This window comes from Paraburkholderia fynbosensis (genome assembly GCF_902859935.1).
GTDB classification, from domain to species: Bacteria; Pseudomonadota; Gammaproteobacteria; order Burkholderiales; family Burkholderiaceae; genus Paraburkholderia; species Paraburkholderia fynbosensis.
Genome location: NZ_CADIKI010000021.1, coordinates 39077 through 65889, shown reverse-complemented (window position 1 = coordinate 65889; position 26813 = coordinate 39077). Strand labels below are relative to the sequence as shown.

General features: G+C 65.6%; 26 protein-coding genes. 5 read left to right on the top strand and 21 right to left on the bottom strand.

Annotated elements, in window-relative coordinates; translation table 11 throughout:
* Window positions 1-11: 11 nt before the first annotated feature.
* The 11 genes from flgK to flgB all read right to left on the bottom strand — a co-directional run bounded on the left by flgK (window position 12) and on the right by flgB (window position 11197).
* Window positions 12-2003: a flagellar hook-associated protein FlgK gene (gene flgK, locus HV770_RS28930; protein ID WP_175164978.1), complete on the bottom strand. Its 1992-nt coding sequence runs from the start codon at window positions 2001-2003 to the stop codon at window positions 12-14.
* Between the two features lie 276 nt (window positions 2004-2279).
* On the bottom strand, window positions 2280-3047 hold the full coding sequence (locus HV770_RS28925) for a flagellar brake protein (RefSeq protein WP_484555942.1): 768 nt from the start codon (window positions 3045-3047) through the stop codon (window positions 2280-2282).
* 275 nt (window positions 3048-3322) lie between these two features.
* On the bottom strand, window positions 3323-4306 hold the full coding sequence (flgJ, locus tag HV770_RS28920) for a flagellar assembly peptidoglycan hydrolase FlgJ (RefSeq protein WP_175164976.1): 984 nt from the start codon (window positions 4304-4306) through the stop codon (window positions 3323-3325).
* A gap of 12 nt (window positions 4307-4318) precedes the next feature.
* Window positions 4319-5536 (bottom strand): flagellar basal body P-ring protein FlgI, encoded by a 1218-nt coding sequence (locus HV770_RS28915; RefSeq protein WP_246291277.1) that lies wholly within the window; start codon window positions 5534-5536, stop codon window positions 4319-4321.
* Between the two features lie 2 nt (window positions 5537-5538).
* Window positions 5539-6237, bottom strand: a complete 699-nt coding sequence (gene flgH / locus HV770_RS28910; protein WP_121315999.1) for a flagellar basal body L-ring protein FlgH — start codon at window positions 6235-6237, stop codon at window positions 5539-5541.
* A gap of 29 nt (window positions 6238-6266) precedes the next feature.
* Complete coding sequence (flgG, locus tag HV770_RS28905; RefSeq protein WP_121316000.1) at window positions 6267-7055, bottom strand: flagellar basal-body rod protein FlgG; 789 nt, start codon at window positions 7053-7055, stop codon at window positions 6267-6269.
* Between the two features lie 78 nt (window positions 7056-7133).
* Window positions 7134-7892 carry a flagellar basal-body rod protein FlgF gene (flgF, locus tag HV770_RS28900; RefSeq protein ID WP_121316001.1) on the bottom strand — a complete coding sequence of 253 codons (759 nt, stop codon included), beginning with the start codon at window positions 7890-7892 and terminating at the stop codon, window positions 7134-7136.
* 17 nt (window positions 7893-7909) lie between these two features.
* Entirely contained in the window at window positions 7910-9409 is a 1500-nt protein-coding gene (locus HV770_RS28895) for a flagellar hook protein FlgE (protein WP_175164975.1), read from the bottom strand.
* 43 nt (window positions 9410-9452) lie between these two features.
* Entirely contained in the window at window positions 9453-10166 is a 714-nt protein-coding gene (locus tag HV770_RS28890) for a flagellar hook assembly protein FlgD (protein ID WP_175164974.1), read from the bottom strand.
* Between the two features lie 10 nt (window positions 10167-10176).
* Window positions 10177-10602, bottom strand: coding sequence for a flagellar basal body rod protein FlgC (gene flgC / locus HV770_RS28885; RefSeq protein WP_175164973.1), 426 nt, complete (start codon window positions 10600-10602; stop codon window positions 10177-10179).
* Window positions 10603-10699: 97 nt separating this feature from the next.
* Entirely contained in the window at window positions 10700-11197 is a 498-nt protein-coding gene (gene flgB, locus HV770_RS28880; RefSeq protein ID WP_121316004.1) for a flagellar basal body rod protein FlgB, read from the bottom strand.
* A gap of 217 nt (window positions 11198-11414) precedes the next feature.
* On the opposite strand from flgB, the gene flgA reads away from it, so the two are divergent.
* The 5 genes from flgA (at window position 11415) to HV770_RS28855 (ending at window position 14887) form a co-directional block, all read left to right on the top strand.
* Window positions 11415-12932 (top strand): flagellar basal body P-ring formation chaperone FlgA, encoded by a 1518-nt coding sequence (gene flgA, locus HV770_RS28875; protein WP_175164972.1) that lies wholly within the window; start codon window positions 11415-11417, stop codon window positions 12930-12932.
* 162 nt (window positions 12933-13094) lie between these two features.
* A complete protein-coding gene (gene flgM, locus HV770_RS28870) occupies window positions 13095-13448 on the top strand; it encodes a flagellar biosynthesis anti-sigma factor FlgM (protein ID WP_175164971.1) in 354 nt (117 codons plus the stop codon).
* Between the two features lie 94 nt (window positions 13449-13542).
* The gene (locus tag HV770_RS28865) at window positions 13543-13992 is read left to right on the top strand and encodes a flagella synthesis protein FlgN (RefSeq protein ID WP_175164970.1); all 450 of its coding nucleotides are present in this window, start codon (window positions 13543-13545) and stop codon (window positions 13990-13992) included.
* Window positions 13993-14297: 305 nt separating this feature from the next.
* Window positions 14298-14480, top strand: a complete 183-nt coding sequence (locus HV770_RS28860; RefSeq protein WP_175164969.1) for a type II toxin-antitoxin system HicA family toxin — start codon at window positions 14298-14300, stop codon at window positions 14478-14480.
* On the top strand, window positions 14477-14887 hold the full coding sequence (locus HV770_RS28855; protein WP_175164968.1) for a type II toxin-antitoxin system HicB family antitoxin: 411 nt from the start codon (window positions 14477-14479) through the stop codon (window positions 14885-14887). The genes HV770_RS28860 and HV770_RS28855 overlap by 4 nt, the downstream gene beginning before the upstream one ends.
* Before the next feature lie 51 nt (window positions 14888-14938).
* Here the strand turns inward: HV770_RS28855 and HV770_RS28850 are convergent, their stop codons facing one another.
* The 10 genes from HV770_RS28850 to HV770_RS28805 all read right to left on the bottom strand — a co-directional run bounded on the left by HV770_RS28850 (window position 14939) and on the right by HV770_RS28805 (window position 26812).
* Window positions 14939-15673, bottom strand: coding sequence for an RNA polymerase sigma factor FliA (locus tag HV770_RS28850; protein WP_121316010.1), 735 nt, complete (start codon window positions 15671-15673; stop codon window positions 14939-14941).
* A gap of 28 nt (window positions 15674-15701) precedes the next feature.
* Window positions 15702-16571, bottom strand: a complete 870-nt coding sequence (locus HV770_RS28845; RefSeq protein ID WP_175164967.1) for a nucleotide-binding protein — start codon at window positions 16569-16571, stop codon at window positions 15702-15704.
* Window positions 16564-18528, bottom strand: coding sequence for a flagellar biosynthesis GTPase FlhF (flhF, locus tag HV770_RS28840; protein WP_175164966.1), 1965 nt, complete (start codon window positions 18526-18528; stop codon window positions 16564-16566). The genes HV770_RS28845 and flhF overlap by 8 nt, the downstream gene beginning before the upstream one ends.
* A gap of 357 nt (window positions 18529-18885) precedes the next feature.
* Window positions 18886-20988: a flagellar biosynthesis protein FlhA gene (gene flhA, locus HV770_RS28835; protein ID WP_175164965.1), complete on the bottom strand. Its 2103-nt coding sequence runs from the start codon at window positions 20986-20988 to the stop codon at window positions 18886-18888.
* The gene (gene flhB, locus HV770_RS28830; RefSeq protein ID WP_175164964.1) at window positions 20985-22196 is read right to left on the bottom strand and encodes a flagellar biosynthesis protein FlhB; all 1212 of its coding nucleotides are present in this window, start codon (window positions 22194-22196) and stop codon (window positions 20985-20987) included. The genes flhA and flhB overlap by 4 nt, the downstream gene beginning before the upstream one ends.
* A 177-nt stretch (window positions 22197-22373) precedes the next feature.
* Window positions 22374-23669, bottom strand: coding sequence for a DUF3443 domain-containing protein (locus HV770_RS28825; RefSeq protein ID WP_175164963.1), 1296 nt, complete (start codon window positions 23667-23669; stop codon window positions 22374-22376).
* A gap of 14 nt (window positions 23670-23683) precedes the next feature.
* Window positions 23684-24226 (bottom strand): DUF2844 domain-containing protein, encoded by a 543-nt coding sequence (locus tag HV770_RS28820; RefSeq protein WP_175164962.1) that lies wholly within the window; start codon window positions 24224-24226, stop codon window positions 23684-23686.
* 319 nt (window positions 24227-24545) lie between these two features.
* A complete protein-coding gene (gene cheZ, locus HV770_RS28815; RefSeq protein WP_175164961.1) occupies window positions 24546-25256 on the bottom strand; it encodes a protein phosphatase CheZ in 711 nt (236 codons plus the stop codon).
* A gap of 1 nt (window position 25257) precedes the next feature.
* Entirely contained in the window at window positions 25258-25653 is a 396-nt protein-coding gene (gene cheY, locus HV770_RS28810; RefSeq protein WP_175164960.1) for a chemotaxis response regulator CheY, read from the bottom strand.
* 61 nt (window positions 25654-25714) lie between these two features.
* A complete protein-coding gene (locus HV770_RS28805) occupies window positions 25715-26812 on the bottom strand; it encodes a protein-glutamate methylesterase/protein-glutamine glutaminase (RefSeq protein WP_175164959.1) in 1098 nt (365 codons plus the stop codon).
* Window position 26813 lies beyond the last annotated feature (1 nt).

Here is a 26813-nt window from a genome sequence, read left to right as displayed (position 1 = left end):
GGTTCAACGCCTTACGAGAAGATGCCGAGCAACGTCTGGAACAGGGTCTGCGCGGTCTGGATGACCTTGCTGTTGGCCTGATAGAGCTGCTGATACTGAAGCAGGTTAGCTGCTTCCTCATTGATATTGACACCTGACACGGACTGCTGCGCGGCGGTGATCTGTGTGACGAGGGAGGCCTGCGCGGTGCTCGACGTCTGCACTTGGCTCGCCTGATTGCCGATGTCGTTCACGTAGGACGCGTACGCGCTCGTCAGCGTGGACGTGCCGCCCGACATCACCTTCGAGGTGGTCAGGTTCGACAGCAGTTGCGCGTTGCGGCCGTCGTTGGTCGCGCCGGTGTTCGGACCGATCGAGAACGTGTCGCCGTCCGCAGGCGTGCCGCTGAGCGTGACCGTCACGGCGTTCATGCTGCCGGCAGCGGTCGAGTTGGTCGGGTTGTCGATCGTCAGCGTCGCGCCCGAACTGGGCGAGTACGGCACGGCGGTCGTCGCCGAGGTGATCGTGTACGAAGTGGGCGGCGTGCCGGCCACCGTCACCACCGAATTCAACGGGAAACCCGTCAGGCCCGTGCCCGCGGTGTAGGTGATGGTCGAGGCCGTGGTCGGCGCGCTGTAGCCCGCCGTGACGGCGCCCTGGGTGATCGCCGCGCTGCCGGTGTTCGACGCGGAGGCCGACGCCAGCACCGGCGAGGCGGCCGCGATCGCCGACGGCGACGTGGTCGTCAAAGCGAAGCCGTTCAGCGCGCCGCGCGTCGGTTCGACCGAGAACGAGTCGCCGGCCTTCATCGTGCCGGTGGCTGAGAACTGCAGCCCGCCGATCGGGTTGGTGAGGTTCGTCGCCGAACCCACGATGCTGCCGGTCGCGTTGTCGGTCAGCGTGTAGGCGGTGCCGTTGTACGACAGCGTGTAATCGCTGGTGGTCGGCTGCGTTGCGTCGGCAAACGACACGGAGAGCGACGCGTTGCCGGTGTTCTGCCCATTCGCATACACCGTCGGCGAACCGACCGTGAACAGCGCGCCGCCCGCGGTGCCGTTCAGCGTGATGCCGAGTTCGTTCTGCGCGTTCACCTGCGCGGCGAAACTGGTGGCGATGGCGCCGAGCTGCGCTTGCGCCGGGTCGAGCGTCTGCGAACGGAACTGCAGCAGGCCGCCGAGCGTGCCGCCGGCAACGTTGGTGTCGGACAACGTCTGCGGCGTCGGCGCCGGCTTCGCGCCGGCCTGGCCGAGATACTGGACCGATAGTTCGCTCGGGTCGCTGGCGGACGTCGCCGTGCCGAGATTGAAGCTGTTGCCGGCGGACACGAGCGGCTGGCCATTGGACATGAACACGCTATAGCCGCCGTTGTTCTGCACGACCGACACGCCGATCAGTTGCGACAGGTTCGATACCGCCAGATCGCGCTGGTCGAGCAGTTGGTTCGGCGGCTGGCCCTGGCTGCTCGCCGCGGTGATCTGCGTGTTCAACTGGGCGATCTGTTGCGTATAGCTGTTGATCTGAGTGACCGCGTTGCTCAGTTGGGTGTTGACGCTCGAGCGCAACTGGTCGTACTGCTCGCCGGCGGCGTTGATCTGGTTCGCGAGTGTCTGCGCATCGCTCATCGCCGTCTGGCGCGTCGAGACGCTGGACGCGCCGTTGGCGACGTTCTGCAAGCCCGTGAAGTAACCGGTGATAGCGCTCGCGATCCCCGCAGTCGGACTGCCGACCAGGTTGTTCAGCTGCGTGATCATCGTGTTATAGGTGGACAGCGCGCTGCTCGACGATTGCGCGTTGTTCAGCTGGGTCGCGAGGTACTGGCTGTATTGGCGCTGCACGGTGGTCGTCGACACGCCCGACGGCAGATAGCCCGAACCGGTGTAGCTGCCGCCGGTTTCCGCATAGACCGGCGTCTCGATCGAATAGCCAGGCGTCGACGCGTTGCTGATGTTCTCGCCGGTCGTCGTCAAACCCCACTGGGCTGCATTGAGTCCGCTGAGGCCGATGTTTAAGAGATTGCTGGACATGCGTCATCCTGAAGAGCGACACCGCAGACATGCCGCCACGTTACTTGAACAGTCTGTTTAACGGCCCACAGTGAAAAAAATTGAGGGCCATTGCGATGCGTGCGCGACTTTGTTGCAACGTTTGCGAGGCTGGCCGGGCGCGGCGCTGGCGCGACTTCACGTGCGCCTCATTGCGTGCGTTCCGCCGCGCTCGTTCAGACGAAGCGCGCGGCCCGTTCCTCACGCGGCAAGCGCGCAAGGCCTGGATCGACGCCGGTCCACCCGCCCCGCATCCGCTTAACGCACCAGCGAACGGCGCTTCATTTCAAGCTGCGTGATCAGACGTTGCAGCGTGTTTTCAGCGCTGCCCGGCAGCGTCAGAAAACGGAAACCGAGTTGGTAGCGCTGCGTGCCGTTCGGCAACGCCGTGGCGCGGTGCGACACCAGTTGCAGATCGAGCGACAGCCGGCCGAGCGCGCCGAGCGACAGTTCACAATCTTCCAGGCGCGTGTCCATCGGCAATTCGGCGACGCGTTCATCCGTGGTGCGCATGCCAACGCCGCCGAGCGACAGATCGTGCACTTCGAAGCGGAACGTGTCGCCCGCGGGCAGACGGCCGCTGCACATGTACGGATCGAGAATCGGCGCATCGACGCGGAAATACTCGCGGCGTTGCACGTAAAACAGCACTTCGGGGAAGTCGGCCTCGAACGCGGGCAGTCCTTCGAAGCGGGTCTCGCGCGGCGTCGCGGTGACGAACTCGAGGCGCACGCCGTCCGGCGCCGCGTGGAATTTGCAGCGCGGCGCGGCCAGCAGACTCGCGTTCTGGTCGGACAACGCGCCCCAATCGAAGGTGAAGGTGCGTCCGCGCACGTCGACGTCGAGCAGGCGCGTCACGAGCTGGCCGCCTGCATATTCGACGGTGAGGAAATCGCCGCGATTGACGAGATTGCGCAACTGAACGCCGATCTCCAGCGGATTGCGGCGGCCGAAATCCGGCGCGCTATCGTCTTGCGGGGCGTGCGGCTGGCCGTGCGTGTCGGTCTGGCCGTTCGACTGATTCATATCCATGGGCTTGCCGGTATGCATGTTCTTGCGGGCGCGTGCCAGGGCTCCTGCCGGAGTTTTCGCGCGGCCCCGATCGAAGCCGCGACACACGCATTCAATCGGACGTTATGACGCTTTTCCGGTATCGGGTCTTAGCTGATTAGCGGCAGCATCCAGCCAAAATTTAGGGGCTTTAATGAAATATTTGCCGCAAACGTTAAAACGCAAGGACCTCTCGCGGGTGGATAGGGCGCGATGCCGCTGCATGACTGCGTCGCTGCATCGACGGCAGATCAGCCCATCTTCTGCATGATCGACATCAGTTTTTTGGCGTAATGCGGGTCGGTCGCGTAACCCGCGCGCTGCATGCCGTTGGCAAAGCCGTTCACGTCGCGCGACGAATTGATCACCTGCGCGTAACGCGGGTTGCCCTTGAGCAGGTTCGCGTAATCGGTCATCGCTTCCTGATACGAGTCGTACGCGCGGAATTTCTCGACGGTGCGCTGCGGCTTGCCGTTCACATATTCGGTCGTGACGGTCGAGACGGTCTTGCCGGTCCAGTCCTTACTCGCCTTGATGCCGAACACGTTGTGGCTTGGCGAACCGTCCGTCTTCCTGATCTCACTCTTGCCCCAGCCCGATTCGAGCGCGGCCTGGCCGATGATGAAGCGTGCCGGAATGCCGGTCGCGGCGCTCGCCGCCTGGGCTGGCGCGGCGAGCTTGTCGACGAACGCGTCGACCTTCGGCGAGCTGCCGTCGCCGCGCAACGGCGGCGTCAATGCGCTATTGGCCGAGTAGCCCTTGCCCATCGCCAGCTGACCGTTGGCCTGCGCGTTGCCGTAGGCCTTCGCGAGCGCGTTGAGCGCGGCGGTCTGGCCTTCGTCCCCACCGCTGCCGCCACCGCCCAATGCGTTGGCCATGCCGGCGAAACCGCCCGCGCCACCGCCTGTCTGGATGCCCTGATTGCGCATCAGCTGCTTGAGCATCGCGTCGGCCACGCCAATGCCTTTCTTCGACAACTGCTGCGACATCTGCTGATCCATCATCGACGTGAAGGTCGCGCTGTCGTGCGAATCGAACGGGCCGTCCTGCGGCGTCGCATCGCGCATGCTCTTGAGCATCATCTGCGTGAACACGGCGTCGAACTGCTGCGCAGCCATCTTCGTGCCGGCTTGCGGCGAGGCCTTGGCTTGCGCGCTCAAACTCGCGAAGCCCTGCACGTCGAGCGCGAACCGGCTGGTCAGGTCGTTCGCGGTATTGGTCGTATCCGAATTCATCTGGCGTCTTCCTTAGATGATTTCCAGGTCGGCGCGCAACGCGCCCGCCGCCTTCATGGCCTGCAGGATCGACATCAGATCCGCGGGCGTCGCACCGAGTGCGTTGAGCGCCTTCACCACGTCGGCGAGATTCGCGCCGGCGCTCACCAGCTTCAGTGCACCGTTGTCCTGCTTCATCTGGATCTGCGACTGCTGCGCAACCACGGTGCGGCCGTTCGAGAACGCGCCCGGCTGGCTCACCACCGGCTGCGTGTTGATCACCACCGAGAGGTTGCCGTGCGCGACCGCGCAGTTCTGCAGCGTGACCATCTGGTTCATCACGATCGAGCCGGTGCGCGCGTTCAGAATCACCTTCGCGGCGGCCTGCGCGGGCCTTACGTCGAGGTTCTGCAGTTGCGCCATGAAGGCGACCTGCTGCTCGGGATCGCTCGGCGCGCGCAACTGGATCGTGCGGCCGTCGAGCGCGGTGGCGGTGCCGCCGCCGAACGCGTTGTTGACCGCCGCGACGACGCGCTGCGTGGTGTCGTAGTCCATCTCGTTCAGGTCGAGCTGCATGGTGCCCGCTTGCGACACCGAGGTCGGCACTGCGCGTTCGACGATCGCGCCGCCAGCGATGCGACCTGCTGCCAGCGTATTGACCTGCACCCTGCTGCCGTTGGCACTGGCCCCGGCGCCACCAACCGCGAGATTGCCCTGGCCGAGCGCATACACCTGGCCGTCGGCGCCCTTGAGCGGGGTGAGCAGCAGCGTGCCGCCGCGCAGGCTCTTCGCATTGCCGAGCGACGACACGGTGACGTCGATCTGTTCGCCCGGCCGCGCGAACGGGGGCAGCACCGCCGTCACCATCACGGCGGCGACGTTCTTCAACTGGATGTTCGACAGCGACGACTGCGCGTTGCTCGAGCCCGCCGCCTGATTGTTGATCGAGATGCCGAGGTTCGCCAGCATGTTGGCGAGCGTCTGCGTGGTGAACGGCGTCTGCGTGGTCTGGTCGCCGGTACCGTCGAGACCGACCACGAGGCCGTAGCCGATCAGCGGGTTGTCTCGCACGCCCTGGATCTGGACGAGATCTTTCAGGCGTTCGGCATGTGCCGGCGTGGCGGCCGGCAGCGCCGCACAGGTGAGCGCGACGAGCGCGAGCGCACGGCCGGCACGCTGGGCAGTGACGCCCACGGCCCGGGCGGCGCCAAGAACGGCGCGGGCTGCGCGGCGAAGGGAGACGGTACGCATGATCACCACGGCGACACGTTGAGGAAGAAGCGCTGCAGCCAGCCCATATTCTCGGCCTCGTTGAGATAGCCCTTCGCCGAGTACTCGATTTTGGCGTCGGCCACCTGGGTCGAATACACCGCGTTCAGGCTGGAAATCGTGTTCGGATTCACCACGCCCGAAAAGCGCACGAATTCGTTGCCCTGGTTGATCAGCATCTGCTTTTCGCCGCTGACGATCAGGTTGCCGTTCGCCTGCACCCCCGTCACCGTGACGGTGATCGTGCCGTTGAACGTATTCGACGCATTGGCGCCGCCGGTGCCGGAAAACACGTTGGCGCCGCTCGCGCTCAGATTGGCCTTGGCGAACAGGCCGCCGAGGAAGCCCGCGGTCGGCACCGCCAGATTCGTGCTGCCGTTGCGATTCGCATTGGCGCCCGACGACTTGGTCGCGTTGATGTTTTCGGCTATCACGATCGTGATGATGTCGCCGACATTGCGCGGCCGCTGGTCTTCGAATAGCGGCCGGCCCGCATAGCCCGGGTTGTAGATCGAGCCCGGCGCCTGCGCTTGAGGTGGCACCGGCGGCAACGCCGTCATCGGCTGCTGCGTGATCGGCTCCCTGGGCACGAGGCCGCAGCCTCCCAGGGCCGCGAGCAACGTGAGCTGCACGAGCGCCTGAGCGGTGCGCGAATGAACCGGAATGCGAGTGAAGTGCGACATCTTGATTACCGCCTTTAATTCCCGGTCTCTCAAACCTGCATCTGGCTGAGGGTCTGCAGCATCTGGTCGGAGGTGGTCACGGCCTTGCTGTTGATTTCGTAAGCGCGCTGCGTCTGGATCATGTTCACCAGTTCCTGCACCACGTTGACGTTCGATGCTTCCACGTAGCCCTGATTCAGGGTGCCGGCGCCGTTCAGGCCCGGCTGCGCGATGTTCGGCGCGCCCGACGAAGCCGTTTCCGAGAACAGGTTCTCGCCTTTCGCGTCGAGGCCGGCCGGGTTGATGAAAGTGGCGACCTGCATCGAGCCGAGCTGCTGGCTATTGGTCGAACCGGCGACGGTGATCGACACGACGCCGTCGCTGCCGATCGTGAGCGACGTCGCGTTGGTCGGAATCGTGATGGCCGGAATCACCTGATAGCCGCTCGACGTCACGAGCTGCCCCTGCGCGTTGGTCTGGAACGAGCCGTCGCGGGTGTAGGCGGTGGTGCCGTCGGGCATCTGCACCTGGAAGAAGCCCGCGCCGTTGATCGCGATGTCCTTCGAGTTGCCGGTCTGCTGCAGGTTGCCCTGGGTGTACAGGCGCTCGGTGGCGACCTGTTGCACGCCGGTGCCGAGCTGGATGCCGGACGGCAGTTCGGTTTGCTGCGTCGAATTCGCACCCGGCTGGCGGATGGTCTGGTACAGCAGGTCCTCGAACACCGCGCGCGAGCCCTTGAAGCCGTTGGTGCTGACGTTCGCGAGGTTGTTCGAGATCACGTCCATCTGCGCCTGTTGCGCATTCATGCCGGTAGCGGCGATGTAGAGCGAGCGATTCACTTATGTTCTCCTGTGTCGACCGGAGTTAGCGCTTTGGCGCTTACTCCGGTCCCGTGGTTGCTATGCCGGGGCGATCCGTTAGCTGAAGCTGAGCAGCTGGTTGGCGGACTGATCGTTCTTGTCGGCGTTCTCGAGCAGCTTGGTTTGCATCTGGAACTGCCGCGCGTTGGTGATCATCGAGACCATCGCGCTGACCGGATTCACGTTGCTGCCTTCGAGCGACGCCGGCGCCAGCGTGACGGCCGGATCGGCGTCGGCGGGGTTGCCGTCGGCGGTGCGAAAAAGGCCGTCGTCGCCGCGCGTCATGGTTTGCGGGTCCGGATTCACCAGCTTCAATTGATCGACCGTGACTACCGCGGTCGGCGGATCGCCCGGCGTCAACGCAGACACCGTGCCGTCCTTGCCGATCGTGATCTCCGCGCCCGGCGGCACCGACACCGGCCCGCCGTTGCCGAGCACCACCTGGTTGGTGGCATTCACCAGCTGGCCGTTTTCGTCGACGTGCAGATTGCCGGCGCGCGTATAAGCCTCGTTGCCGTCGGCGGTCTGCACCGACAGCCAGCCCGGCCCCTGGATCGCCACGTCGAGCGGATTGCCCGTCTGCTGGATCGGCCCTGGCGTGTAGTCGGCGCCCGGCGTCGACGACAGCACGAAGGTGCGGGTGGTGTTGTCGTTGATCGAACTGCCGTCGCCGAACGACATCGGTACGGCACGGAAAGTCTCGAGCTGCGCACGAAAGCCGGTGGTCGATGCGTTCGCGAGGTTGTTCGCGACGATCGCCTGCTGTTCGAGCGCCTGGGCGCTGCCCGACATCGCGGTGTAGATCAGCCGATCCATGATGGGGTCCCGGTCGCTTACAGGTTGATCAGGGTCTGGTCGACGGTCTGCTGGGTCTTGATCGTCTGCGCGTTCGCCTGATAGTTGCGTTGCGCGGTGATCAGATTCACCAGTTCGCTCGTCAGATCGACGTTCGAATTTTCCACCGCGCCGCCTTGCAGCACGCCGTGGTTGGTCGAGCCCGGCGTGGAGATCTGCGCGACGCCCGATGCCGAGGTCGCGCCGTATTCGTTGTTGCCGAGGTCGACCAGGCCGTTCTGGTTCGCAAAGTTCGCCAGCACGATCTGGCCGAGCGCGGAGGTCTGGCCGTTCGAATAGTTGCCGGTCAGCGTGCCGTCGGCGGCCACCGTGAAGCCGGTCAACTGGCCCGCCGCATAGCCGTCCGGCTGCAGGGTGTTCACGCCGTCCTTGCCGCCGTACTGCGTGGTGCCCGCGATGTTCAGCGTGATGCTCTGCGGCGTCGCCGAACCGTCGGTGGTCGGGATCGAGAGGTCGAACGTGTACGGCGCCGAGGTCGCGGTGCCGTTCGCATTGGTCGTGCCGACCAGCTTGCCCGACGAGTCGAAGTTCGCCTGGCCGACCAGCGTCGCCGTGCCGGTCGAGGTGCCCGCGTAGACGTTCCACGTGCCGGCCGCCGACTTCGCGAAGTACATGTTGACCTGCTGGGAGCCGCCGAGCGTGTCGTAGACGGTCGTGCTGGTCGAGTAGTTGTACGTCGACGAGCTGTTCTGGTTGAACGCGGTCGGATTGTGCGCAACGGTGTAGGTATCGCCGGCCGCCGGCGTGCCATTGAACGTAACGGTCTCGCCGTTGCCGAGCGTGATCGCCGTGCCCGCGGTGTATGCGCTGGTACTCGTGGCGGTGTTCCCGACGCTGTCGGTGACCGTGTAACCCGTGGCGGTGAAGTTGATCGAATAGTCGTTGGCGTTCGTGCCCGCAGCGGCATTGGTGATCGTCACGCTGGATTGGACCGGCGTAGCTGCCGTGGAGCTCACCGTCGGCGTGCCCAGCATCAGATCGTCCTGCGCATTCAGGTTCAGGCCGGCGGCGATCGTGGTGGTCGCCGTCGGCGCGATGTTCGCGGTCGGCACCTGCAGCGGCACGGTCTGTGCGCTATTGATCACGCCGCCGCTGTTCGCGGCGTAGCCCATCAGTTGCAGGCCTTGCGCGTTGGTGATGTAGCCGTTCTTGTCGAGCTGGAACACGCCGTTACGCGAATAGGTCAGCGTGCCGTTGTTGTTCATCTGGTAGAAGCCGTTGCCGTTGATCGCAACGTTCAGCGCCTGATTGGTCGAGGTGATCGTGCCTTGCGAGAACTGCTGCTGCACTTCCGCGAGCTTCGTGCCGATACCGACCTGCTGGTTCACCGCGGTCGCGATCGAATTGGCGTACATGTCGGCGAATTCGGCGGTGCCGCTCTTGAAGCCGACCGTGTTGGCGTTGGCGATGTTGTTGCCGATCACGTCGAGATCGCTCGACGATGCCGACAAACCGCTCAAACCTTGCTGGTAACCCATGACGTTCTCCGTGTCTGGAAAGTCGTAACTGAATTGTTCTGAATCAGAGGATCGCGGCGACGCTGGTCAGGCCGACCGTCGTCCCATTCGACAGGACGAGGCCCGCCGTGCCCGAGCTCTGCGTGACGACGCTTTCCACCGTCGCGCCGGTCAGCGTGGTGGCGGTCGCCTGCTGTCCGTTGATCGTGCCCATCGCGGTGATCGTGTAGTTGCCGTCAGGCAGCGCGTTGCCCGCGGTGTCGGTCGGCGTCCAGCCGACCGGAATCGTGCCGGCGGACTGCTTGCCAAGATCGATCGTGTTGACGATCGTGCCGGCCGAGTTCTTCACGACGACCTGCAGATCGCTCACGTCGTTCGCGAGCGTGACGCCGAACGCGCCGGTTTTGCCGCTCGCCACGGAGATCGAGTTGCCCGGTGCGAGCACGGTCGAGCCGATCAGCAGCGCGGCCTGCGATTGCTGGCCCGCCGAGAGCTGCGTCGACAGCGAGCTCAGTGAGGTGTTCAGCTGGCTGATGCCCTGCACCGTGCTGATCTGCGCGAGCTGCGAGGTCATCTGCGAGCTGTCCATCGGATTGGTCGGGTCCTGGTTCTTCAACTGCGCGACCAACAATTGCAGGAAAGTGTTCTGCAGATCGGCGGCCGACGTGCCGGACGTGCTACTGGTCGAACTCGTGCTGCTGTTCGTGCCGTTCATCGTGTCGAGCAGCGTTTGCGATACGGTCGTGCCGTTGCTGCCGATCGTGGTGCTAGTGGTCAAGGCGTTCTCCTCAGGTTCCGATCGTGAGCGTTTTCAGCATCAGGGTTTTGGCCGTGTTCAGCGTTTCGACGTTGGCCTGATAGGAGCGCGAAGCCGAGATCATGTTGACCATTTCCTGCACCGGATCGACGTTGGGCAGCGTCACGTAGCCGTCCGCATTGGCCGCCGGATTGCCGGGCTCGTACGCGGTCTTCATCGGCGACGGGTCATCGACCACGCCCGTGACCTGCACGCCGCCCACCTGCTGGCCGGAACCCGAGCGAGCGCCGCCGAGCGGGCTTACCGCGAACACGACCTGCTTGGCCTTGTACGGCTGGCCGTCCGGGCCGGTGGTACTGTCCGCGTTGGCGAGATTCGACGCCGTCACGTTGAGCCGCTGCGACTGCGCGGACATCGCGGAGCCGGCAACACCAAAAATATTCATCAGGGATGGCATGGTTTCCTGACCTCTCCTGCCGGTTCGAGCCGGCCTCAAGTTAAGTCCCGTAGCGATTTGTTCGTGCTTGCTGCTGTGTCTGTTGCTGCGTGTGCTGTTATGAACCCGACGTGATCGCCGCCAGCATCGTTTTGATCTGACTCGACAACACCGTCATGCCCGATTCGAAATGCAGCGTGTTGTCGGCGAACTGGACCCGCTCGGTGTCGATATCCACCGTGTTGCCGTCGAGCGCGGGCTGCGTCGGAATCCGGTATTGCAGGTTGCCGTAGTCGTCGGGCGCGCCGCCGGTCGCGGTGAGCGTCGCTTTGCCGGCCATGTGGCCAGGCTCCGTCGACACCATCGACATACCGCTCGTCACGCCGGCCGGCTGCGTCATCGCGAGCGTCGAGCTGTTCGACGCGCCCTGGCCGGCGGCGGTGCCGCCCGTCTTCTTCAGCGCGCCGGCCAGCGACGACGCGAAATCGACGTCGCGCGCCCGGTAGCCCGGGGTATCGGCATTGGCGATATTCGACGACAGCAGCTCCTGCCGGTAAGCGCGCACATCCAGCGCCTGACGGCCGAAGGCAAATTCGGCATCGAGTTTGTCCAGCATAGAAATCTCCCGAGAGGGTTCCCTAGGCTTCCCATCACTGCGCCGCTCGCGGGCTGCATCGACCGGGAAGGCCTTTTTGCATGAGGTGCATCTTATGGGCCGAACGCAAGCGGCAATCGGACGAATAACCGGGAAAGGGGGCTTCTATTCAACGTTTGCGCGGCCGGGGCGCTCACTAGAATGCAAGGCGTACCGATGCATTCGATGGAGACCCACGATGGACCAGCCCACTTCCGATTTGCCGCAGCGTGCGAGCCGCGCGGCGGCGCATCGCCCGGGTGCGTCCGTGCATGCATCCGCAGAGGCGGCCGCGGTCGCTTCGCTGCGCGCCGGCCGGCCTGCGCGCGTCATGCGGCTCGCGGCGCGCCTGGCCACGCGCGCCGCTTCGCGCGTCTTCACGCGGCTGGTGGTGAGCGTGGCGCTGTGGGTCGCGGGCGGCATCGTGCTGCTGCCGGGCACGAGCCAGGCGCAGGAAGCCGGCGGCCCGATCGTGATTCCGGGTCCCGCTGAAAAGAACCCCGGCGCGCTCGCCGATATCGCGCAGCAGCTGCGTACGCCGTCGCAGCGCGCGGCTTCGGCCACGTCGCTCGCCGCCGCCACGGCGCAATCGATCGGACGCGGTCCCGCGCCGCGCGACGCCGATCCGTTCACACGCGCCGCCGGCACGAGCGGCGCGATCGTCATTCCGGGCGCGAACGAACCCGCCGCCGCACCGGCAATGATCCGCACCAACTTCAAACCGGACACCAACGGCGTCGTGACAATTCCCGCGCCCGGCAATGCCGGGGCGTCGGCGAACCTGGCGCGCGTGAATGTCGCGCCGGCTTCGCGCGCGGTCATGCCGGTCATCGTGACACCTGCGCCGACTACGGCCCCGGTCGCCGTCCAGCCGGTCGACGCCAGCGCGCCGCAAGGCAGCGGTTTCGACACGCTCGCGTCGCGTGGCGAGCCGCCGCAATTCGGCGCGAACGGCAAGCCGATCGCGCCGGCGGCCGCCGCGATGCCGAGCCGTCCCGTGATCGCGAGGACGCCGGCGGTGCGCCAGCCAGCGCCGGCCGTCGCGCAGAAAAACATGCAGGCAGCCGCGATTGCGCAGCCCGCGACGCTGCCCGGCCAGCAGGACGCCGAAGCGATTCACGCCGCCGCGCTGGCCTTTTTGCAGCAGCAGTCCGCCGGCTTGCCCGGCAAGATCGACATCACCGTCGCGTCGGCCTTTCCGCGTGGCCTCAGCGCCTGCGCCTCGCTCGAACCATTCATGCCGACAGGCGCGCGCCTGTGGGGCCGCATGACCGTCGGCGTGCGCTGTGCGGGCGAGCGTCCGTGGACCATCTATCTACAGGCGCGCGTCTCGCTGCACGCCACCTACTACCTCGCCGCCCGCGCCATGGCGCCGGGCGAAGTGCTCACCGCCGCCGACCTGGTCGCGCGCGACGGCGACCTGACCGGCCTGCCGCAAGCGATCGTCACCGATCCCTCGCAGGCGGTCGGCTCGGTCTCGCTCGTGCGGATCGCGGGCGGCATGCCGCTGCGCCGCGACATGCTCAAGAGCGCATCCGCGGTCGCGATCGGCCAGACGGTGCGGGTCGTAGCTGCCGGCAACGGCTTCTCGATCTCGGCCGAAGGCAGCGCGATGAACAACGCGTCGCCGGGCCAGCAGGTGCGGGTGAAAACCGCGAACGGGCAGGTCATCTCGGGCATCGTCAGGGACGGCGCGACCGTGGAGATTCAACTGTGAACGGGCGGACCGCCCTGCGCCACACGTCGGAACCGGCTGGGGCGGCGGCGGCATCGAAGGGGACGGATCGCGTGGAAAAGCAGGGTCCGGTGTGGACCGGTTGCGCTAAAGTTTTGATCAGCGGTTGCCGTTATCAGGATCAAATCGTTCAGGAAGCCCATCGTGAAAGTCGATTCCACAACCAATTCGAATCTGCCGACGTTGAAAGACGCCCTGTCCCGCTCGCAACAGAGCGACAGCACCCCTGCGGCCGGCACCGCGCAGACTGCGAGCACGGCGGCGGCCACCACGGCCAGCGGTTCGGGCGACGCGAGCGTCAGCCTGTCGGGCCTGTCGCAGCATCTGCGCAGTCTCGCGGCGTCCGGCTCGGCCGACATCGACACGGCGCACGTCGAGTCGATCAAGCAGGCCATCAAGGGCGGCACGCTGCAGATCGATTCCGGCAAGATCGCCGACGGCGTGCTGCAGACGGCGCGCGACCTGTTGCAGAACAAGACCTCGTCGACCGGCCATTGAGCGGCACAGCGAAGTGCGGTGAAATGCCGGGCGGCGTTCGACCAACCCGGCTCGCGAATCATGCGCGAGCCGCCGTGCCCAGCGAGTTGCTGAGATGAAAGACGCCCTGCTTGCCACCCTCATCGACGAATATTCGACCGTCGAGGCGTTCGCCTCGATCCTGACCATCGAGTCCAAGGTTCTGGCCTCCGCGTCGGCGCTGGAAGAACTGCCCTCGATCGTCGAAAAGAAGACCGAGCTGATTGGCGTGCTCGCGCGCCTGGAAGCAGCGCGCGACGCGCAACTGGCCGAGCTGGGCTTGCCGGCCGGCTGGCCCGGTATGGAACTGGCGGCCGACTCGGATGCGCGGATCGCCGCGCAGTGGTCGCTGCTGCAAAAAGCCGTCGAGCGCGCCCGGCGCGCCAATACCAACAATGGCGAGTTGATCCGCGTGCGAATGGATTACAACCAGCGCGCCCTGGCTGCGCTGCAGGTGCACGCACCGCGCAAGGCCAACAACTTCTACGGGCCCGATGGGCGGATTCCGGCGCACTCCGGAGTTTGAAGGCATCGGCGGCCAGGTGGCTGCCGCACCGACCCCGGCCCTGTCGGCCACACCTAGGCTGAACGCAAAGGCTCGTCATCGACGAGCCTTTTTCTATTGCGGCGCCCTCACCTCATTGCCCGCTCTCGCGCTCCAACGTTAGCCATCTGGCTAGCTGGCGCACAACGCCGCGTCGCGTTGAAATGTCATCCCCAATCGAGTTTTCGCCGCCGCCGCCGCGGCTTTGGCGTCGCGGCGCATCCACAGGCAAAACTCCGCTCACTAGCGAGGTTGTGTAATCGTGTGTATAGTTTCAGGAGTGCAATATGAACAGCGCCGAGGTCGTCAGACTGATCCACGCCGATGGCTGGCAACTCGTCCGGATAACGGGCAGCCACCATCATTTTCGGCACGCGGTAAAGCCCGGTCTCGTGACCATCCCGCATCCGAAAAAGGATCTGCCGCCCGGCACCCTGAACAGCATTCTGAAACAGGCGGGTCTGAAATGAAAAACCTGGTCTTTCCAATCGCCATCGAGCCCGGTGACGAGAAGCATGCGTTCGGCGTGGTGGTGCCCGACATCCCGGGCTGCCACTCGGCAGGCGATACGCTGGAGGAAGCCTACGCGAACGCGAAAGAGGCCATCGAATCGCATCTCGAGACCTTGATCGACGAAGGTATGCCGCTGCCCGAACGCCGGACGCTCGACGAGCATCGGCTCAATCCTGGCTTCGCAGGATTCACGTGGGGCCTCGTGACCACGCGCAATATTCCGGCGCTGAAGAAAGCGGTTCGCATCAACATCTCACTGCCCGAGGCGCTGGTGCATGAGATCGACGCGTACGCGCAGGCGCGCGGCATGTCGCGCTCGGCCTTTCTCGCGCTCGCCGCCGAACATGAAATGGCTGATGCCTGAGGAACGCGGTGTGCGTGTAGCGCTACCGGTTTAACCTCGAACAATCCCGCTTCAGTTCGCCTCGGCGTTCGCCCAGGCCATTTCCCGCAGCCGCGTGCGCAGGCGCGCCACGGCCTGGCTGTGCAACTGGCACACCCGCGACTCGCTGACCTCCATCACCGCGCCGATTTCGCGCAGGTTCATGCCGCGCTCGTAGTACAGCGACATGAGCAGCTTCTCGCGATCCGGCAGGCGGTCAATCGCCTCCACGAGCGCCGAGCGCAGGCTGTCGTCGAGCAGCGCCGACAGCGGGTCGGAATGATCCACGCAGTAGCGGTCGAGAAACGGCTCGTCGTCGGCGGAGCGGTCGAAGTCTTCGTAGTAGATCAACTGGCTGCCATGCAGGTCCTGCAGCATCGACTGATATTCGTCGAGCGGCATCTGCAGGTGCTCGGCCACCTCGGTTTCGCTCGCCGAGCGGCCCAGGTTCTGCTCCACCTTATGCACCGCCGTTTCGACCTCGCGCGAGGTGCGCCGCAAGCTGCGCGGCAACCAGTCGTTGCTGCGCAGCTCGTCGAGCATCGCACCGCGAATCCGCTGGCTGGCGTAGGTCTCGAACTGCGCGCCCTGATCTTCCTTGTAGCGGCCAGCGGCATCCAGTAATCCGATCATGCCGGCCTGGATAAGATCGTCGAGATCGACGCTCGCCGGCATCTTGGCGACGAGCTGCAAGCCGAGGCGACGCACGAGCGGTGCGTACTTCGTCAGAACTTCGGCTTGGGAAATCTTTCCCTGGGCGTTATACATCGTGCTCCCCTTGTCCTTGTGCCGCCTCTCAGGCGTGCTGCGCGGACGGTTGGTCGGCGTGTTGCGCCGCTGTAACGGTCGCAGGCGCCATCCAGGGCGTTTGCGACGACATCGCTGGCCGCATCGGCCAGTACTGCAATTCGGCGGCGAGGTGGCGGAAGTCGCGCGCAGCCGGTGTCGATGGGAACGCATCGACGACACAACGCGACAACTCCTCGGCTCGCGCCATCCGCGCATCGGCGGCAATACAACCGGCGTCTTCCAGCGCCACCGCCAGGTAGCGCCCGGCCACGCCGGCCAGGTTGGCAAACGTCGTATGCGCGTCGTTCATGCTTTGGACGTGGTTCGTCAGCACGCGGAACTGGGCGATCGCATGGGCGTAGTGCAGACGTTTCATGCATGCGTACGTGTCGGTGATCGCCTGCGCCGATACGCGCGTGACGATCATCACGTCGTGCGCCTGCCGCGCGAATGGCGACAGGTGGCCTTGCTCGTCGAGCTGCGCGTCGATCAGCACGATGTCGGCGGAACCGCCGAGCAGCACGTTGAACTGCGCGGCCGTGTGACCTTCGCGGTTGGTGCGCGAAGCGGCCAGCACCGAAAACCCCAGCGCGTGTCGTGCGGCGGCGTCGTCGAGCGTCATCTCGCCGCGCATCACCGTCGAAAAATTGCCGGCGCCGCGCAAGCCGCCGAGCATCGCGCTCACCGAGCGCTCACCCACGCATTCATCGACCACGAGCACGTCCTTGCCCTGCTGCGCGAGCGCCGCGGCGAGGTTGACCACCACCGTGGTGCAGCCCACACCGGCCGGGCCGCCCGTCATCGCAATCACGCGTGCGCCGCTGCGGGCAAGCAGCCGCCGCAGCCCCTCCGCCTGATCCGAAATGAGCTTATCCAAAGCGGACCTCGTGCAACTCGGCCGTCGAACGTGCTGATAGCGAGGACAGCAGCGCCGGAATATCGTCGTCATGCGGCACGAACGGCGAGTTATCGCGCGGTATGCAGAAGGTGCTCTTGATGAGGAATTTCTTCGTGGCGACGTACAGGTTCTCCGGCACTTTCTGACCGGTCGACACGTAGTGCACCGGCAGCTTGTAGCGGATCACCGTATCGAGCACACCGCCGAGATTGGTGGCTTCGTCGAGCTTGGTCAGAATGCAGCCGGCGAGCGGCTGCCGATCCGGCGCGCGCTGATACGCCTGGACGACCTCGTTGAGCGTGTCGCCGTGACTCGTCGCGTTGAGCAGCAGCAGGCGCTGCACCGGCTGGCCGGCGCGGCACAGCATCGCGATCTGGTCGGACACGAGGCGATCGCGCTGGCTCATGCCGATCGTGTCGATCAGCACGATGTGCTTGTTGCGCAGTTCGGAGAGCGCGAGTTGCAGATCGGCGCCGTCTTTCACCGCATGCACCGACACGCCGAGAATCTTGCCGAAGATGCGCAACTGCTCGTGGCCGCCGATCCGGTAGCTGTCGGTGGTGAGCAACGCGACCTTGCTCGCGCCGAAGCGCATCACGCAGCGCGCGGCGAGCTTCGCGGTGGTCGTCGTCTTGCCCACGCCCGTCGGGCCCATCAGCGCGAACACGCCACCACGCTCCATCAGCGCGTCTTCGTCTTCCATCACCGGCAGGTTCGATTCGAGCACCGAGCGCACCCACGCCATGCCGCCGTCCATCGTCTCGACTTCGTCGGGCAGGTTGTCGACCATCATCTGCACGAGCTGCGCGGAAAAGCCCGCGGCGAACAGGTGCTTGGTGAGCGCGGCGCGCGCGGGGCTGCGGCGCTGACGATCGCCCCACAGCAGGCCGGCGAAGTGTTCTTCCATCATGCCGCGCATCGACGACAGTTCGTTCATCACGGTGTCGTTGACGACCTGCTCCATGCGCGCCTTGATCGCTTCGGCCACGGCTGCCGGCGTGCGTGCTTCGTCCTGGCCCGATTGCACCGGCGCGAGCTTTTGCGCGCTGCGGCGCGCGGCCGCTTGCGCAGCTTCACGGGCCCAGTCGGGCGTGTCGGTCTCGGGCGTGGCCGCGACCGGTTGGGCTGCGGCCAGGTTGATTTCGACGGCGGCGCCGAGTCCCTTCGCGGTGGCTGCGGACGGCGTCATGGCCGCGGGGCGCGCGCTGTATTCGCCCTGTTGCTGCTGTTCGGCGGCGATGCGACGCGCATGGTCGATGAGCCACGGATTCGATTCGGCCATCGTGCGCGGCGCGGTGGCCTCTGCCTTCGGCACGGCGGGCATGACAGGCACGCCGGCGGCCTTGAGCAGGTCGGCACGCATGTCTTCAGCGAGACGCGCGGCGGCTGCGCGGGCGCTCGGTCCGGCGGGAATCGGCTGCGCTGCAGGTTGGCCGAACGCCGGCGCCGGGTTCGTTGCCGCGCCCGGCAAGGCCGTGGTCGGAGCCATTGCTGCGGCTGTGGGCTGAAGTTGGGGCATCGCTTTTGGCGCCGCTGCTTTCGGAACGGCCGGTGTCACTTCAATCGCGGCTGTGCTGAGCGGCGCGCTGGCGGGCATCGTTTCAGCGCCCGCTTCGGGACTCGCGCCGAACACCGACGAAAACACGTCGGGCATGCCGCTCGCATACGGGTTCGCTTGCATCGCAGGCAGCGCGCGCGGCGCGGCGGGCAGTGCCAGTCCAGCACCTGAACTTGTCGGCGCGGCTTGTGCCGCACTGGCGCCTTCGCGAGCCTTCGGCGTGATGGCTGCGAGGTCGCTGTCGGCCAGCGCGACGATCTCGACGCTGCCGTCGTCCATCGTGCGATTGGACAGCACGACCGCATCCGGGCCCAAGGCTTCACGCACGAGACGCAGTGCATCGCGACTGTTGGCACCGACAAATTTACGAATGTTCAAGCTGGACCCCCGATGAGGTAAACGGACTGACGGACCGGCAACACACCGCTTCCCATTGAGGTCAATTATTGCGAAAGCTGTCGAACGACGATCGATGGATAAAGACCGTTAAAGGTGGGCAATTCGCGCGATGGAAACTCGGCCGGCGCGATGTGCACGCGGGTTTCAGACAGACCTTCGAGCGGCCTGGCACGGCGCTTTCGCGACGAGCGCGGATCTGCATCGGAGCGAGCGCGGGGTGCAGCGGGCAAGCCGCCGAAATGAAAACCGGCGCCCGAGGGCGCCGGCGAAAGGCTGCGCGCAGGTCTGCGTCCGGGTCTGCGTCTGCTTGTGCGATTGCGAACGCCGGGCAGCGCGTCAACCGTGTGCGCCGATCAGATTCACCACCTTCACGTTACGTGTGTCGGGCACTTCCGCATACGAGAGCACCTTCAACTGCGGCAGGCTGCGGCGCAGGAAGCGCGCGAGCATCGGCCGCAAAGCATGCTGCACCAGCAGCACCGGTGCGAGGCCGAGGTTTTGCTGACGCGTCATCGCCTTCTGCGTTTCGTTGAGCAGCGTGTTCGCGAGCCCCGGCTCGAGTCCCGGATTCGCCCCGGTCGAGAGCGCCTGTGACAACACCCGCTCCAGATTCGAATCGAGGCCCATCACCTGCATGTCGCCGGTGCCGGGGAACCACTGCTGGGTGATCGCGCGGCCCAGCGCGAGCCGTACGGCGGCGGTGAGATCGTGCGCGTCGCTGATCTTCGACGCATGTTCGGAGAGCGCTTCGAGAATCGTGCGCAAATCGCGGATCGGCACGCCTTCCTCCAGCAGGTTTTGCAGCACCTTCTGCAGCGTGGTGAGCGGGAGCGTCTTTGGCACCAGATCGTCGACCAGCGACGGCGTGTCCTTCTGCATCCGTTCGAGCAGCGCCTGCACTTCGCGGCGGCCGAGCAGTTCCGACGCGTGCGTCACGACCAGGTGATTCAGGTGCGTGGCCACCACCGTGCTCGAATCGACCACCGTGTAGCCGTACACCTGCGCCTGTTCACGCAGATTCGTATCGATCCAGATGGCGGGCAGGCCGAACGCCGGGTCTTGAGTTGGCGTACCGGGCAGCGCGGCGGAGACCTGACCGGGATTGATCGCCAGCCACTGCCCCGGAAACGCTTCGCCGACGCCCACTTCGACGCCCTTCAGCGCGATGCGGTAACCGTTCGGCCGCAATTCGAGGTTGTCGCGAATATGAATGACCGGCGGCAAAAAACCGATTTCCTGCGCGAACTTCTTGCGGATGCTCTTGATCCGCTTGAGCAGTTCGCCGTCCGAGTTCTTGTCGACGAGCGGGATCAGCCGGTAGCCGACTTCGAGGCCGAGCGTGTCGATCATCGTCACGTCGTCCCAGCTTGCTTCGGTGTTTTCGACCGGGGCCAGCGCGGCTGGCGCGACATCGACGAGTGCCGTGCTGGTCTTGCGCTCCTCGGCACGTTTTTTCATCGTGCGGCCGAGCTGGATCAGACCGCCGCCGAGCACCAGAAACGCGAAGTGCGGCATGCCCGGAATCAGGCCCATCAGCACGAGAATGCAGCCGGTGATTATCAGCACGCGCGGGTTCGTGAACAGCTGGCCGGTGAGCTGCGTGCCGATGTCCTCGTTGGTCGCGACGCGCGACACGATCACGCCGGCCGCGGTCGAAATCACCAGCGACGGAATCTGCGCGACGAGGCCGTCGCCGATCGTCAGCAGCGTGTAGTTCTTGCCCGCCGCCGCGAAGTCCATGTTGTGCTGGACCATTCCGACGATCAGCCCGCCGACGATGTTGATCACCATGATCAGCAGACCGGCGATCGCATCGCCGCGCACGAACTTGCTCGCGCCGTCCATCGAGCCGTAGAACTCGGCTTCCTGCGAGACTTCCGAGCGGCGCTTTCTGGCCTGCTCTTCGTTGATGAGGCCGGCGTTCAGGTCGGCGTCGATCGCCATCTGCTTGCCGGGCATCGCGTCGAGCGTGAAGCGCGCGGACACTTCCGCGATCCGCCCCGCGCCCTTGGTGATCACCATGAAGTTGATCACCATCAAAATGATGAAGACGACGATACCGACCGCGAAGTTGCCGCCCACAAGGAAGTGGCCGAACGATTCGATCACCTGGCCGGCCGCGTCCGGGCCGGTGTGGCCTTCGAGCAGCACGACGCGTGTCGAGGCGACGTTCAGTGACAGCCGCAGCAACGTCGAGAACAGCAGCACGCTCGGGAACGCGGCGAAGTCGAGCGGCTTCATCGTGTACATGCTGACGAGCAGCACCATCACGGAGAGCGCGATGTTGAAGGTGAACAGCAGATCCAGCAGGAACGGCGGCAACGGCAGAATCATCATGCCGAGAATCATGCAGATCAGCACCGGCCCGGCGAGGGCGCGCAGGTTGGTGCTGCTCAAGGCTTCCGGCCGTCGGGCGAGGAAACCGGCGCGAGCGTTCATGCGGAGGCTCCTGAAGCGTCGTCGTTAGCGGGGGTTAGGACGTCGGCGGCTTCCTGCTCGGCTTCATCATCCGATAGGCCGCCTTTGTCGAGTTCCGGCGGCACGTCGAAATCGGTCGGTGCGACCGGCGCGACGCCGCCTTCGGTTTTGAAGCGCCGCAACTGATACACCCACGCGAGCACCTCGGCGACCGCGCCATACAGCGGGCCCGGAATCTCGCGGTTCAGATCGACGTTGTGATACAGCGCCCGCGCGAGCGGCGGCGCTTCGAGCAGCGGCACGTTGTTCTCGGCGGCGATTTCGCGAATCCGCGCGGCCACCAGGTTCACGCCCTTGGCGACCACCTTCGGTGCACGCATCTCGCCGTCGGCGTATTGCAGCGCAACCGCGAAGTGCGTCGGGTTGGTGACCACGACGTCGGCTTTCGGCACCTGCGTCATCATCCGGCGACGCGCAATGGCGCGCTGCTGCTGGCGAATCTTGCCCTTGATGTGCGGGTCGCCTTCGCTTTCGCGATGCTCGCGCTTCACTTCTTCCTTCGACATGCGCAGCTTCTTGTGGAACTGCCAGAGCTGATACGGCACGTCGAGCGCGGCGACCGCGAACATCCCGGCGACTGTCATGCCGCAGCATACGGCGATCAGATGCACGGAGTTGGCAAGCGCGATATGCAACGGCTGGGTGGCGAGCGCGACGATCTCTTCGCGGCGATTCCAGATCGCCGTGCCGCCGATGATGCCCACCACCAGCGTCTTCACGAGCGACATGCCGAGCTGGATCGGCCCGTTGATCGAGAACATCCGGCCGAAGCCTTCAATCGGGTTGAGCCGGCTGAACTTCGGTTCGAGACCTTTCGCCGACAGCTGCCAGCCGCCCAGCGCCATCGGGGCGAGCAAGGCGGCGAGGCCGGTGAAGGCGAGAATCGGCAGCAGCGCGTAGAAGCCTTCGCGGCTCGCCGCGCCCGCGCCGATCAGCATGCGGCTGGTTTCGAAACTGCTGGCGTGGTCGAACGTGAGCGACGCGCGCAGCATGTTCTGCAAATGCTCGCCGATGCTGCCGGACATCCCCCACACGCCGTAGAACCCCGCCGCCAGCAGGGCGAACGTCGACAGTTCCCGCGAACGCGCGATCTGCCCTTCCTCGCGCGCCTTCTGCAGGCGCCGGGGAGTGGCTGATTCGGTCTTTTCGAGGTCGCTGTCCTCTGCCACAAAAGCTCTCCAGTCGGCCGAGGCACGACGCCTCTTTCCAGTGAGAGCGATTATTCCCGCTCGACGCAAGCGGCGATCGGCGGATAAGGGCGGAGAAAGGGGGGTATTTCGACGGATGAAGCGGAGCGCCGCGCGTGACTCGCGCGGCGCTCCGGTCTTACGTTGCGGCGCTACGCATCAGAAGGCCACATAGGGCGCCTGGCCGCCGCTCAGGGTCCGGTCAATGCCGTAGTACACATGGCGGCCATAGAAGAACGGCAGCCCGAGGTCGAAGCTGCTGCCGCCGCCGATCTGCCCGGCGAGGTTGTTGAACGCGTAGTTGTTGCCGTTGCTGAACAGCGTGCCCGCACTGACGATGCCGATGCTGACACTCGCGGTCGTCTTGTTCAATCCGACCAGCGTGATCGAACGGGTCTGCGCGGAGTTCGGACAGTAGAAGCCCGAGAAATTGCTGCCGCACAGTGCGAGCGAGCTATCGGTGAAGAAATAGCCGTTCGAGCCCGAATCGAGGAACGCCTGCACGGGCGTGCCGTTGAAAGTGCTGTCGTTCATATCGCCATAGGCGTCGGTCGTGAAAACCTGTGTTGCGCCGAGCAAATTGTTCGATTGCGTGCCAACGCCGAACACCAGCGTGCCGTTGGCCGACGGCGCGCCCGCGTCCGGCACGGGCGGCATCTGCACGATCAAGCCGTTGTTGTTGAGCGCGAAGTTGGCCACCGGATTGGCGACCTGCTGCGCGAATGGCACCGCCGTGCGGCTGCATGACGTACCGGCCGGGCAAGCGAAGTAGTTGCTGTAGGTCGCAGCGGTCGCCGCGTCCGCGCAAGTCGCGCCGCAATCGAAGGGCGCCGTGCCGACGCCGAGTATGCCGTTGGCACCGAGATCGGCGGCCGTGTTCTCCGCCGAACCGTTGCCGCAGCCGCGCGAGGGCACCGTGCTCGCGTCCTTGTCGCCGATGATCTGCAGCGGGATCGCGGCCGTCGTGGTTTCGCCGCCGATCGCGATGGTCGCGGTGCGCACCGTGCCCCAGGTGAAGCCGTCGGCGAAGGTCGCGCACTCGGCGAGCTGCGCGCCGTTCACGCTGCTGACCGGCAGCGCGCCGAGCAGCGATGCGTTCAGCGCCGAGCTGACCACCCGCAGCCCGAACGAACCCGTGTCGAGCTGGATGTTGCTGATGGTCTGGCAATTGGACGTCGAACCGGGCGCGCAAATCGTTACGCTGACCGTCGGAATATTGATGACGCCATTCACGCCCCGCCCCACCGTGATCGGCGTGGTGTTCGCGGCGGTCGCGGCGATCGGCTGCTGGGTCGGGCTGGCCGGCAGCGAACCGCCGTTCAGGATGCTCGACGAATGGCCACCGGAACTGCCGTCGTCTCCGCCGCCGCATGCGGCGAGCGTCGCCAGAAGCGCCACGGCGAGAGCCGCCTGCAGCCAGCCTTTGAGGTTCATACCGAGATGCTGGGTTCGCATGGTCGTCCTCGCCGTCACTGGATGTCTGAACCGCTGACGCCGGAGGGCAGCGCGGGCGTCAGCCAGGCCTGCCCGCTGAACGCGCCCATGTGGCCGCCGGAGCGCACCACGAGCCCGCTCTGGTCGACGCTGACGGGACCGCGGGCACCGCCGCGCGCCGCGCGCACGGCCTTCACGCCGGCGACATACTGCGGGAAATAGCTGCCGAGCAGATCGTTCAGATCCGGCATTTGCGGGCCGCGCCAGGCAATGCCGAAGACGGCGCCGTCGGCGGCGAGATATTCGCGCACCACGGTGCCGTTGCCGAGCGTGGTCTCACGCACGGTATAGGACGAGGAAGCGGAAGAAGTGGTGCTCGATGCCGAACGCATCACGCTCTGGGCCGCCGAGGCGGCAATGCCGCCGCCGGGCTGGACCACGCGGGAAGAAACCGATGCGTCCGCGGGTGGCGTCATCGGCGCCCCGCCCAGTCCCGCGTGAGCGGACTGCACGGCCAACAGCGAACAGGGCAAGGCTAACGCCGTAACGAACCCGGCGCGGCGTATATGACTCCACATGGTGGTGCTCCTCCCGAGCTGCGGCTCGGTTCGCATCGCGCGCGAACCGGCTGCAAATAGGCAGATCATACGGCACGGCCGCGGTGGGAATCATGAGGGGCCTCGCCCACCGAGCCACCGGCCGGCGACTATATCCGCCGGAGCGCCGTGCCGCTGCTTGAGCCCGTAGTATGCCTGTGGTTCGCGCGCAGAGACAGCAAGCGCGCGGGGAGGCGCGGCTTGCCATGCGTGATGATGGCCGAGCGGAGCGAACGAATGGCTGGCCTGGGCTGCCTGACGAGGCCGCGTGGCCGACAGGCGGCCACCAGCGCTGCCAGCGTCAGAAACCCAGACTGGCGAGCAGGTCGTCGACCTGCGATTGATCCTGCATCACGTCCGTCTTGCCTTCCGGATTGATCTGCGGGCCATTCAGCAGATGTTCGGGGCTGCCGGTCGGGGACACCTCGGCGGCAAGCGCCGCCGCGTTGGCCGCGAACTGCTCGCGCCGTTCGAGCGCGATGTTTTCGACCAGCACGCCGAGCAACTGCTGCTCGATCAGGTACACGACATCCGTGATCTTCTTGATCACCTGGCCGGTCAGATCCTGGAAGTCCTGGGCGAGCATGATCTCCATCAGCTGCGCGTTGGTCGCGCCGGTCGCCTCGGGCACCCCGCGCAGGAAGGTGCGCGTGTCGTTCATCAGCGCGCGCACTTCCTCGCGCTCGATCGGCGCCGCGTACCACTGCTCCCAGCGCGCGTCGAGTTCGCCCGCGTCCTTCTGCAGTTGCTCCTGAACCGGCTTGGCGACATCGATCGCCGACAGCACGCGCTCGGCAGCCTGCTCGGTCATGTCCGCGATGTACTTCAGACGATCGCGGGCATCGGGCACGGCTTCCGCCGCACGCTCGACGTGCTTGTCGAGCCCGAGCTCGCGCATCGAATCGCGCAGCGTGCGCGTCAGTTGTCCAATGCGGGCGAGAATGCGGTCGGACGCGTGGTCGCCACTCTCGCCGACCGCTTCGGCGTGAGGCGCATGGGTCGGCAAATTCACGTCAGCTCCCGGTCTTCGCCATCTTCTCGAGAATCTTGTTGAGCTTCTCGTCGAGCGTCGCGGCCGTGAACGGCTTGACGACATAACCGCTCGCGCCGGCCTGCGCCGCCGCGATGATGTTTTCCTTCTTGGACTCGGCCGTTACCATCAGCACCGGCAGATGCGCGAGAGCGGCGTCGGCGCGAATGGCTTTGAGCATCGCGAGGCCGTCGAGGTTCGGCATGTTCCAGTCGGAGATCACGAACTCGTAGGTGCCGCTGCGCAAACGCGCGAGACCCGCCTGACCGTCTTCCGCCTCGTCGACGTTCGAGTAGCCCAGTTCCTTGAGGAGGTTGCGGACGATCCGGCGCATCGTCGGAAAGTCGTCAACTACCAGAATCTTCATTCCCTTATCCATTTCATTCCCTTTGCATGTTCCATGTTGCGGCGCTTGACCGCCTCGCTCCATCCGGTGCGCATCATACCCGCTGAACGCGGTCACCCATCGACGACAAACGCGCCATCACGCGCCGGCTCATTTCCGGCAGCGCTGCGATCTCGTCGGCCGCACCGAGCGCAATCGCTTCGCGCGGCATGCCGAACACGATGCAGCTCGCTTCGTCCTGCGCGAGGGTGTACGCCCCCGCCTTTTTCATGTCCAGCAGCCCGGCGGCGCCGTCGCGCCCCATCCCGGTCAGAATCACGCCGACCGCGTTCTTGCCCGCATGCTGCGCGGCCGAACGGAACAGCACGTCGACCGACGGACGATGCCGGTTGACCGGCGGCTCGTCCGACAGATGCGCGATGTAGTTAGCGCCGCTGCGCGCCAGCAACAAGTGCGCGTGGCCCGGCGCGATATACGCATGTCCGGGCAGCACGCGTTCGCCGTGCTCAGCTTCTTTAACGGTAATCCGGCACAAACCATTGAGGCGTTGCGCGAAAGATTTCGTAAACCCCGGCGGCATGTGCTGAGCGATCAGAACGGCGGGCGCATCCGGCGGCAGCGGCAGCAGCACTTCGCGGATCGCTTCGGTGCCGCCCGTCGACGCGCCGACGATGATCAGCTTCTCGGTACTGAGCAACGGATTGTTGAAAAGCGGCGCGGCGCCGGCCGACGCATGCGCGGCCTGTGCGGCGTGCGCTGCCGCATGCTGCGCCGGCGCGGCTTGGCGCACGCGAGCACGGGCCGCCGCGCGAATCTTGTCGGCGAGCTTTTCCGAGTAGTCGAGCATACCGTCGCGAATACCGACCTTCGGCTTGGTGACGAAATCGACCGCGCCCAGTTCCAGCGCGCGCAGCGTGATTTCGTTACCGCGCTCGGTCAGCGACGACACCATCACGACCGGCATCGGCCGCAAACGCATCAGCTTCTCGAGGAAGTCGAGCCCATCCATGCGCGGCATTTCGACGTCGAGCGTCAGCACGTCCGGGTTGTGCTGCTTGATGAGTTCGCGCGCGACCAGCGGGTCGGGTGCGGTCGCAACGACGGTCATGTCCGGCTGGCTGTTGATGATTTCGGTCATCAGGCTGCGGATCAGCGCCGAATCGTCGACGCACAGTACTTTGATCTTTTGCACA

What these genes read in the sequence shown, in the direction of transcription:
- HV770_RS28915 (WP_246291277.1), bottom strand. Translation starts at nt 5,536, where the DNA reads ATGCGTACCGTCTCCCTTCGCCGCGCAGCCCGCGCCGTTCTTGGCGCC.
- HV770_RS28860 (WP_175164969.1), top strand. Translation starts at nt 14,298, where the DNA reads ATGAACAGCGCCGAGGTCGTCAGACTGATCCACGCCGATGGCTGGCAA.
- HV770_RS28820 (WP_175164962.1), bottom strand. Translation starts at nt 24,226, where the DNA reads ATGTGGAGTCATATACGCCGCGCCGGGTTCGTTACGGCGTTAGCCTTG.
- cheY (WP_175164960.1), bottom strand. Translation starts at nt 25,653, where the DNA reads ATGGATAAGGGAATGAAGATTCTGGTAGTTGACGACTTTCCGACGATG.
- HV770_RS28865 (WP_175164970.1), top strand. Translation starts at nt 13,543, where the DNA reads ATGAAAGACGCCCTGCTTGCCACCCTCATCGACGAATATTCGACCGTC.
- flgC (WP_175164973.1), bottom strand. Translation starts at nt 10,602, where the DNA reads ATGCCATCCCTGATGAATATTTTTGGTGTTGCCGGCTCCGCGATGTCC.
- HV770_RS28895 (WP_175164975.1), bottom strand. Translation starts at nt 9,409, where the DNA reads ATGGGTTACCAGCAAGGTTTGAGCGGTTTGTCGGCATCGTCGAGCGAT.
- HV770_RS28925 (WP_484555942.1), bottom strand. Translation starts at nt 3,047, where the DNA reads ATGAATCAGTCGAACGGCCAGACCGACACGCACGGCCAGCCGCACGCC.
- flhA (WP_175164965.1), bottom strand. Translation starts at nt 20,988, where the DNA reads ATGAACGCTCGCGCCGGTTTCCTCGCCCGACGGCCGGAAGCCTTGAGC.
- flgB (WP_121316004.1), bottom strand. Translation starts at nt 11,197, where the DNA reads ATGCTGGACAAACTCGATGCCGAATTTGCCTTCGGCCGTCAGGCGCTG.
- flgK (WP_175164978.1), bottom strand. Translation starts at nt 2,003, where the DNA reads ATGTCCAGCAATCTCTTAAACATCGGCCTCAGCGGACTCAATGCAGCC.
- flgH (WP_121315999.1), bottom strand. Translation starts at nt 6,237, where the DNA reads ATGTCGCACTTCACTCGCATTCCGGTTCATTCGCGCACCGCTCAGGCG.
- HV770_RS28855 (WP_175164968.1), top strand. Translation starts at nt 14,477, where the DNA reads ATGAAAAACCTGGTCTTTCCAATCGCCATCGAGCCCGGTGACGAGAAG.
- HV770_RS28825 (WP_175164963.1), bottom strand. Translation starts at nt 23,669, where the DNA reads ATGCGAACCCAGCATCTCGGTATGAACCTCAAAGGCTGGCTGCAGGCG.
- flgJ (WP_175164976.1), bottom strand. Translation starts at nt 4,306, where the DNA reads ATGAATTCGGATACGACCAATACCGCGAACGACCTGACCAGCCGGTTC.
- flgF (WP_121316001.1), bottom strand. Translation starts at nt 7,892, where the DNA reads ATGGATCGGCTGATCTACACCGCGATGTCGGGCAGCGCCCAGGCGCTC.
- flgA (WP_175164972.1), top strand. Translation starts at nt 11,415, where the DNA reads ATGGACCAGCCCACTTCCGATTTGCCGCAGCGTGCGAGCCGCGCGGCG.
- HV770_RS28850 (WP_121316010.1), bottom strand. Translation starts at nt 15,673, where the DNA reads ATGTATAACGCCCAGGGAAAGATTTCCCAAGCCGAAGTTCTGACGAAG.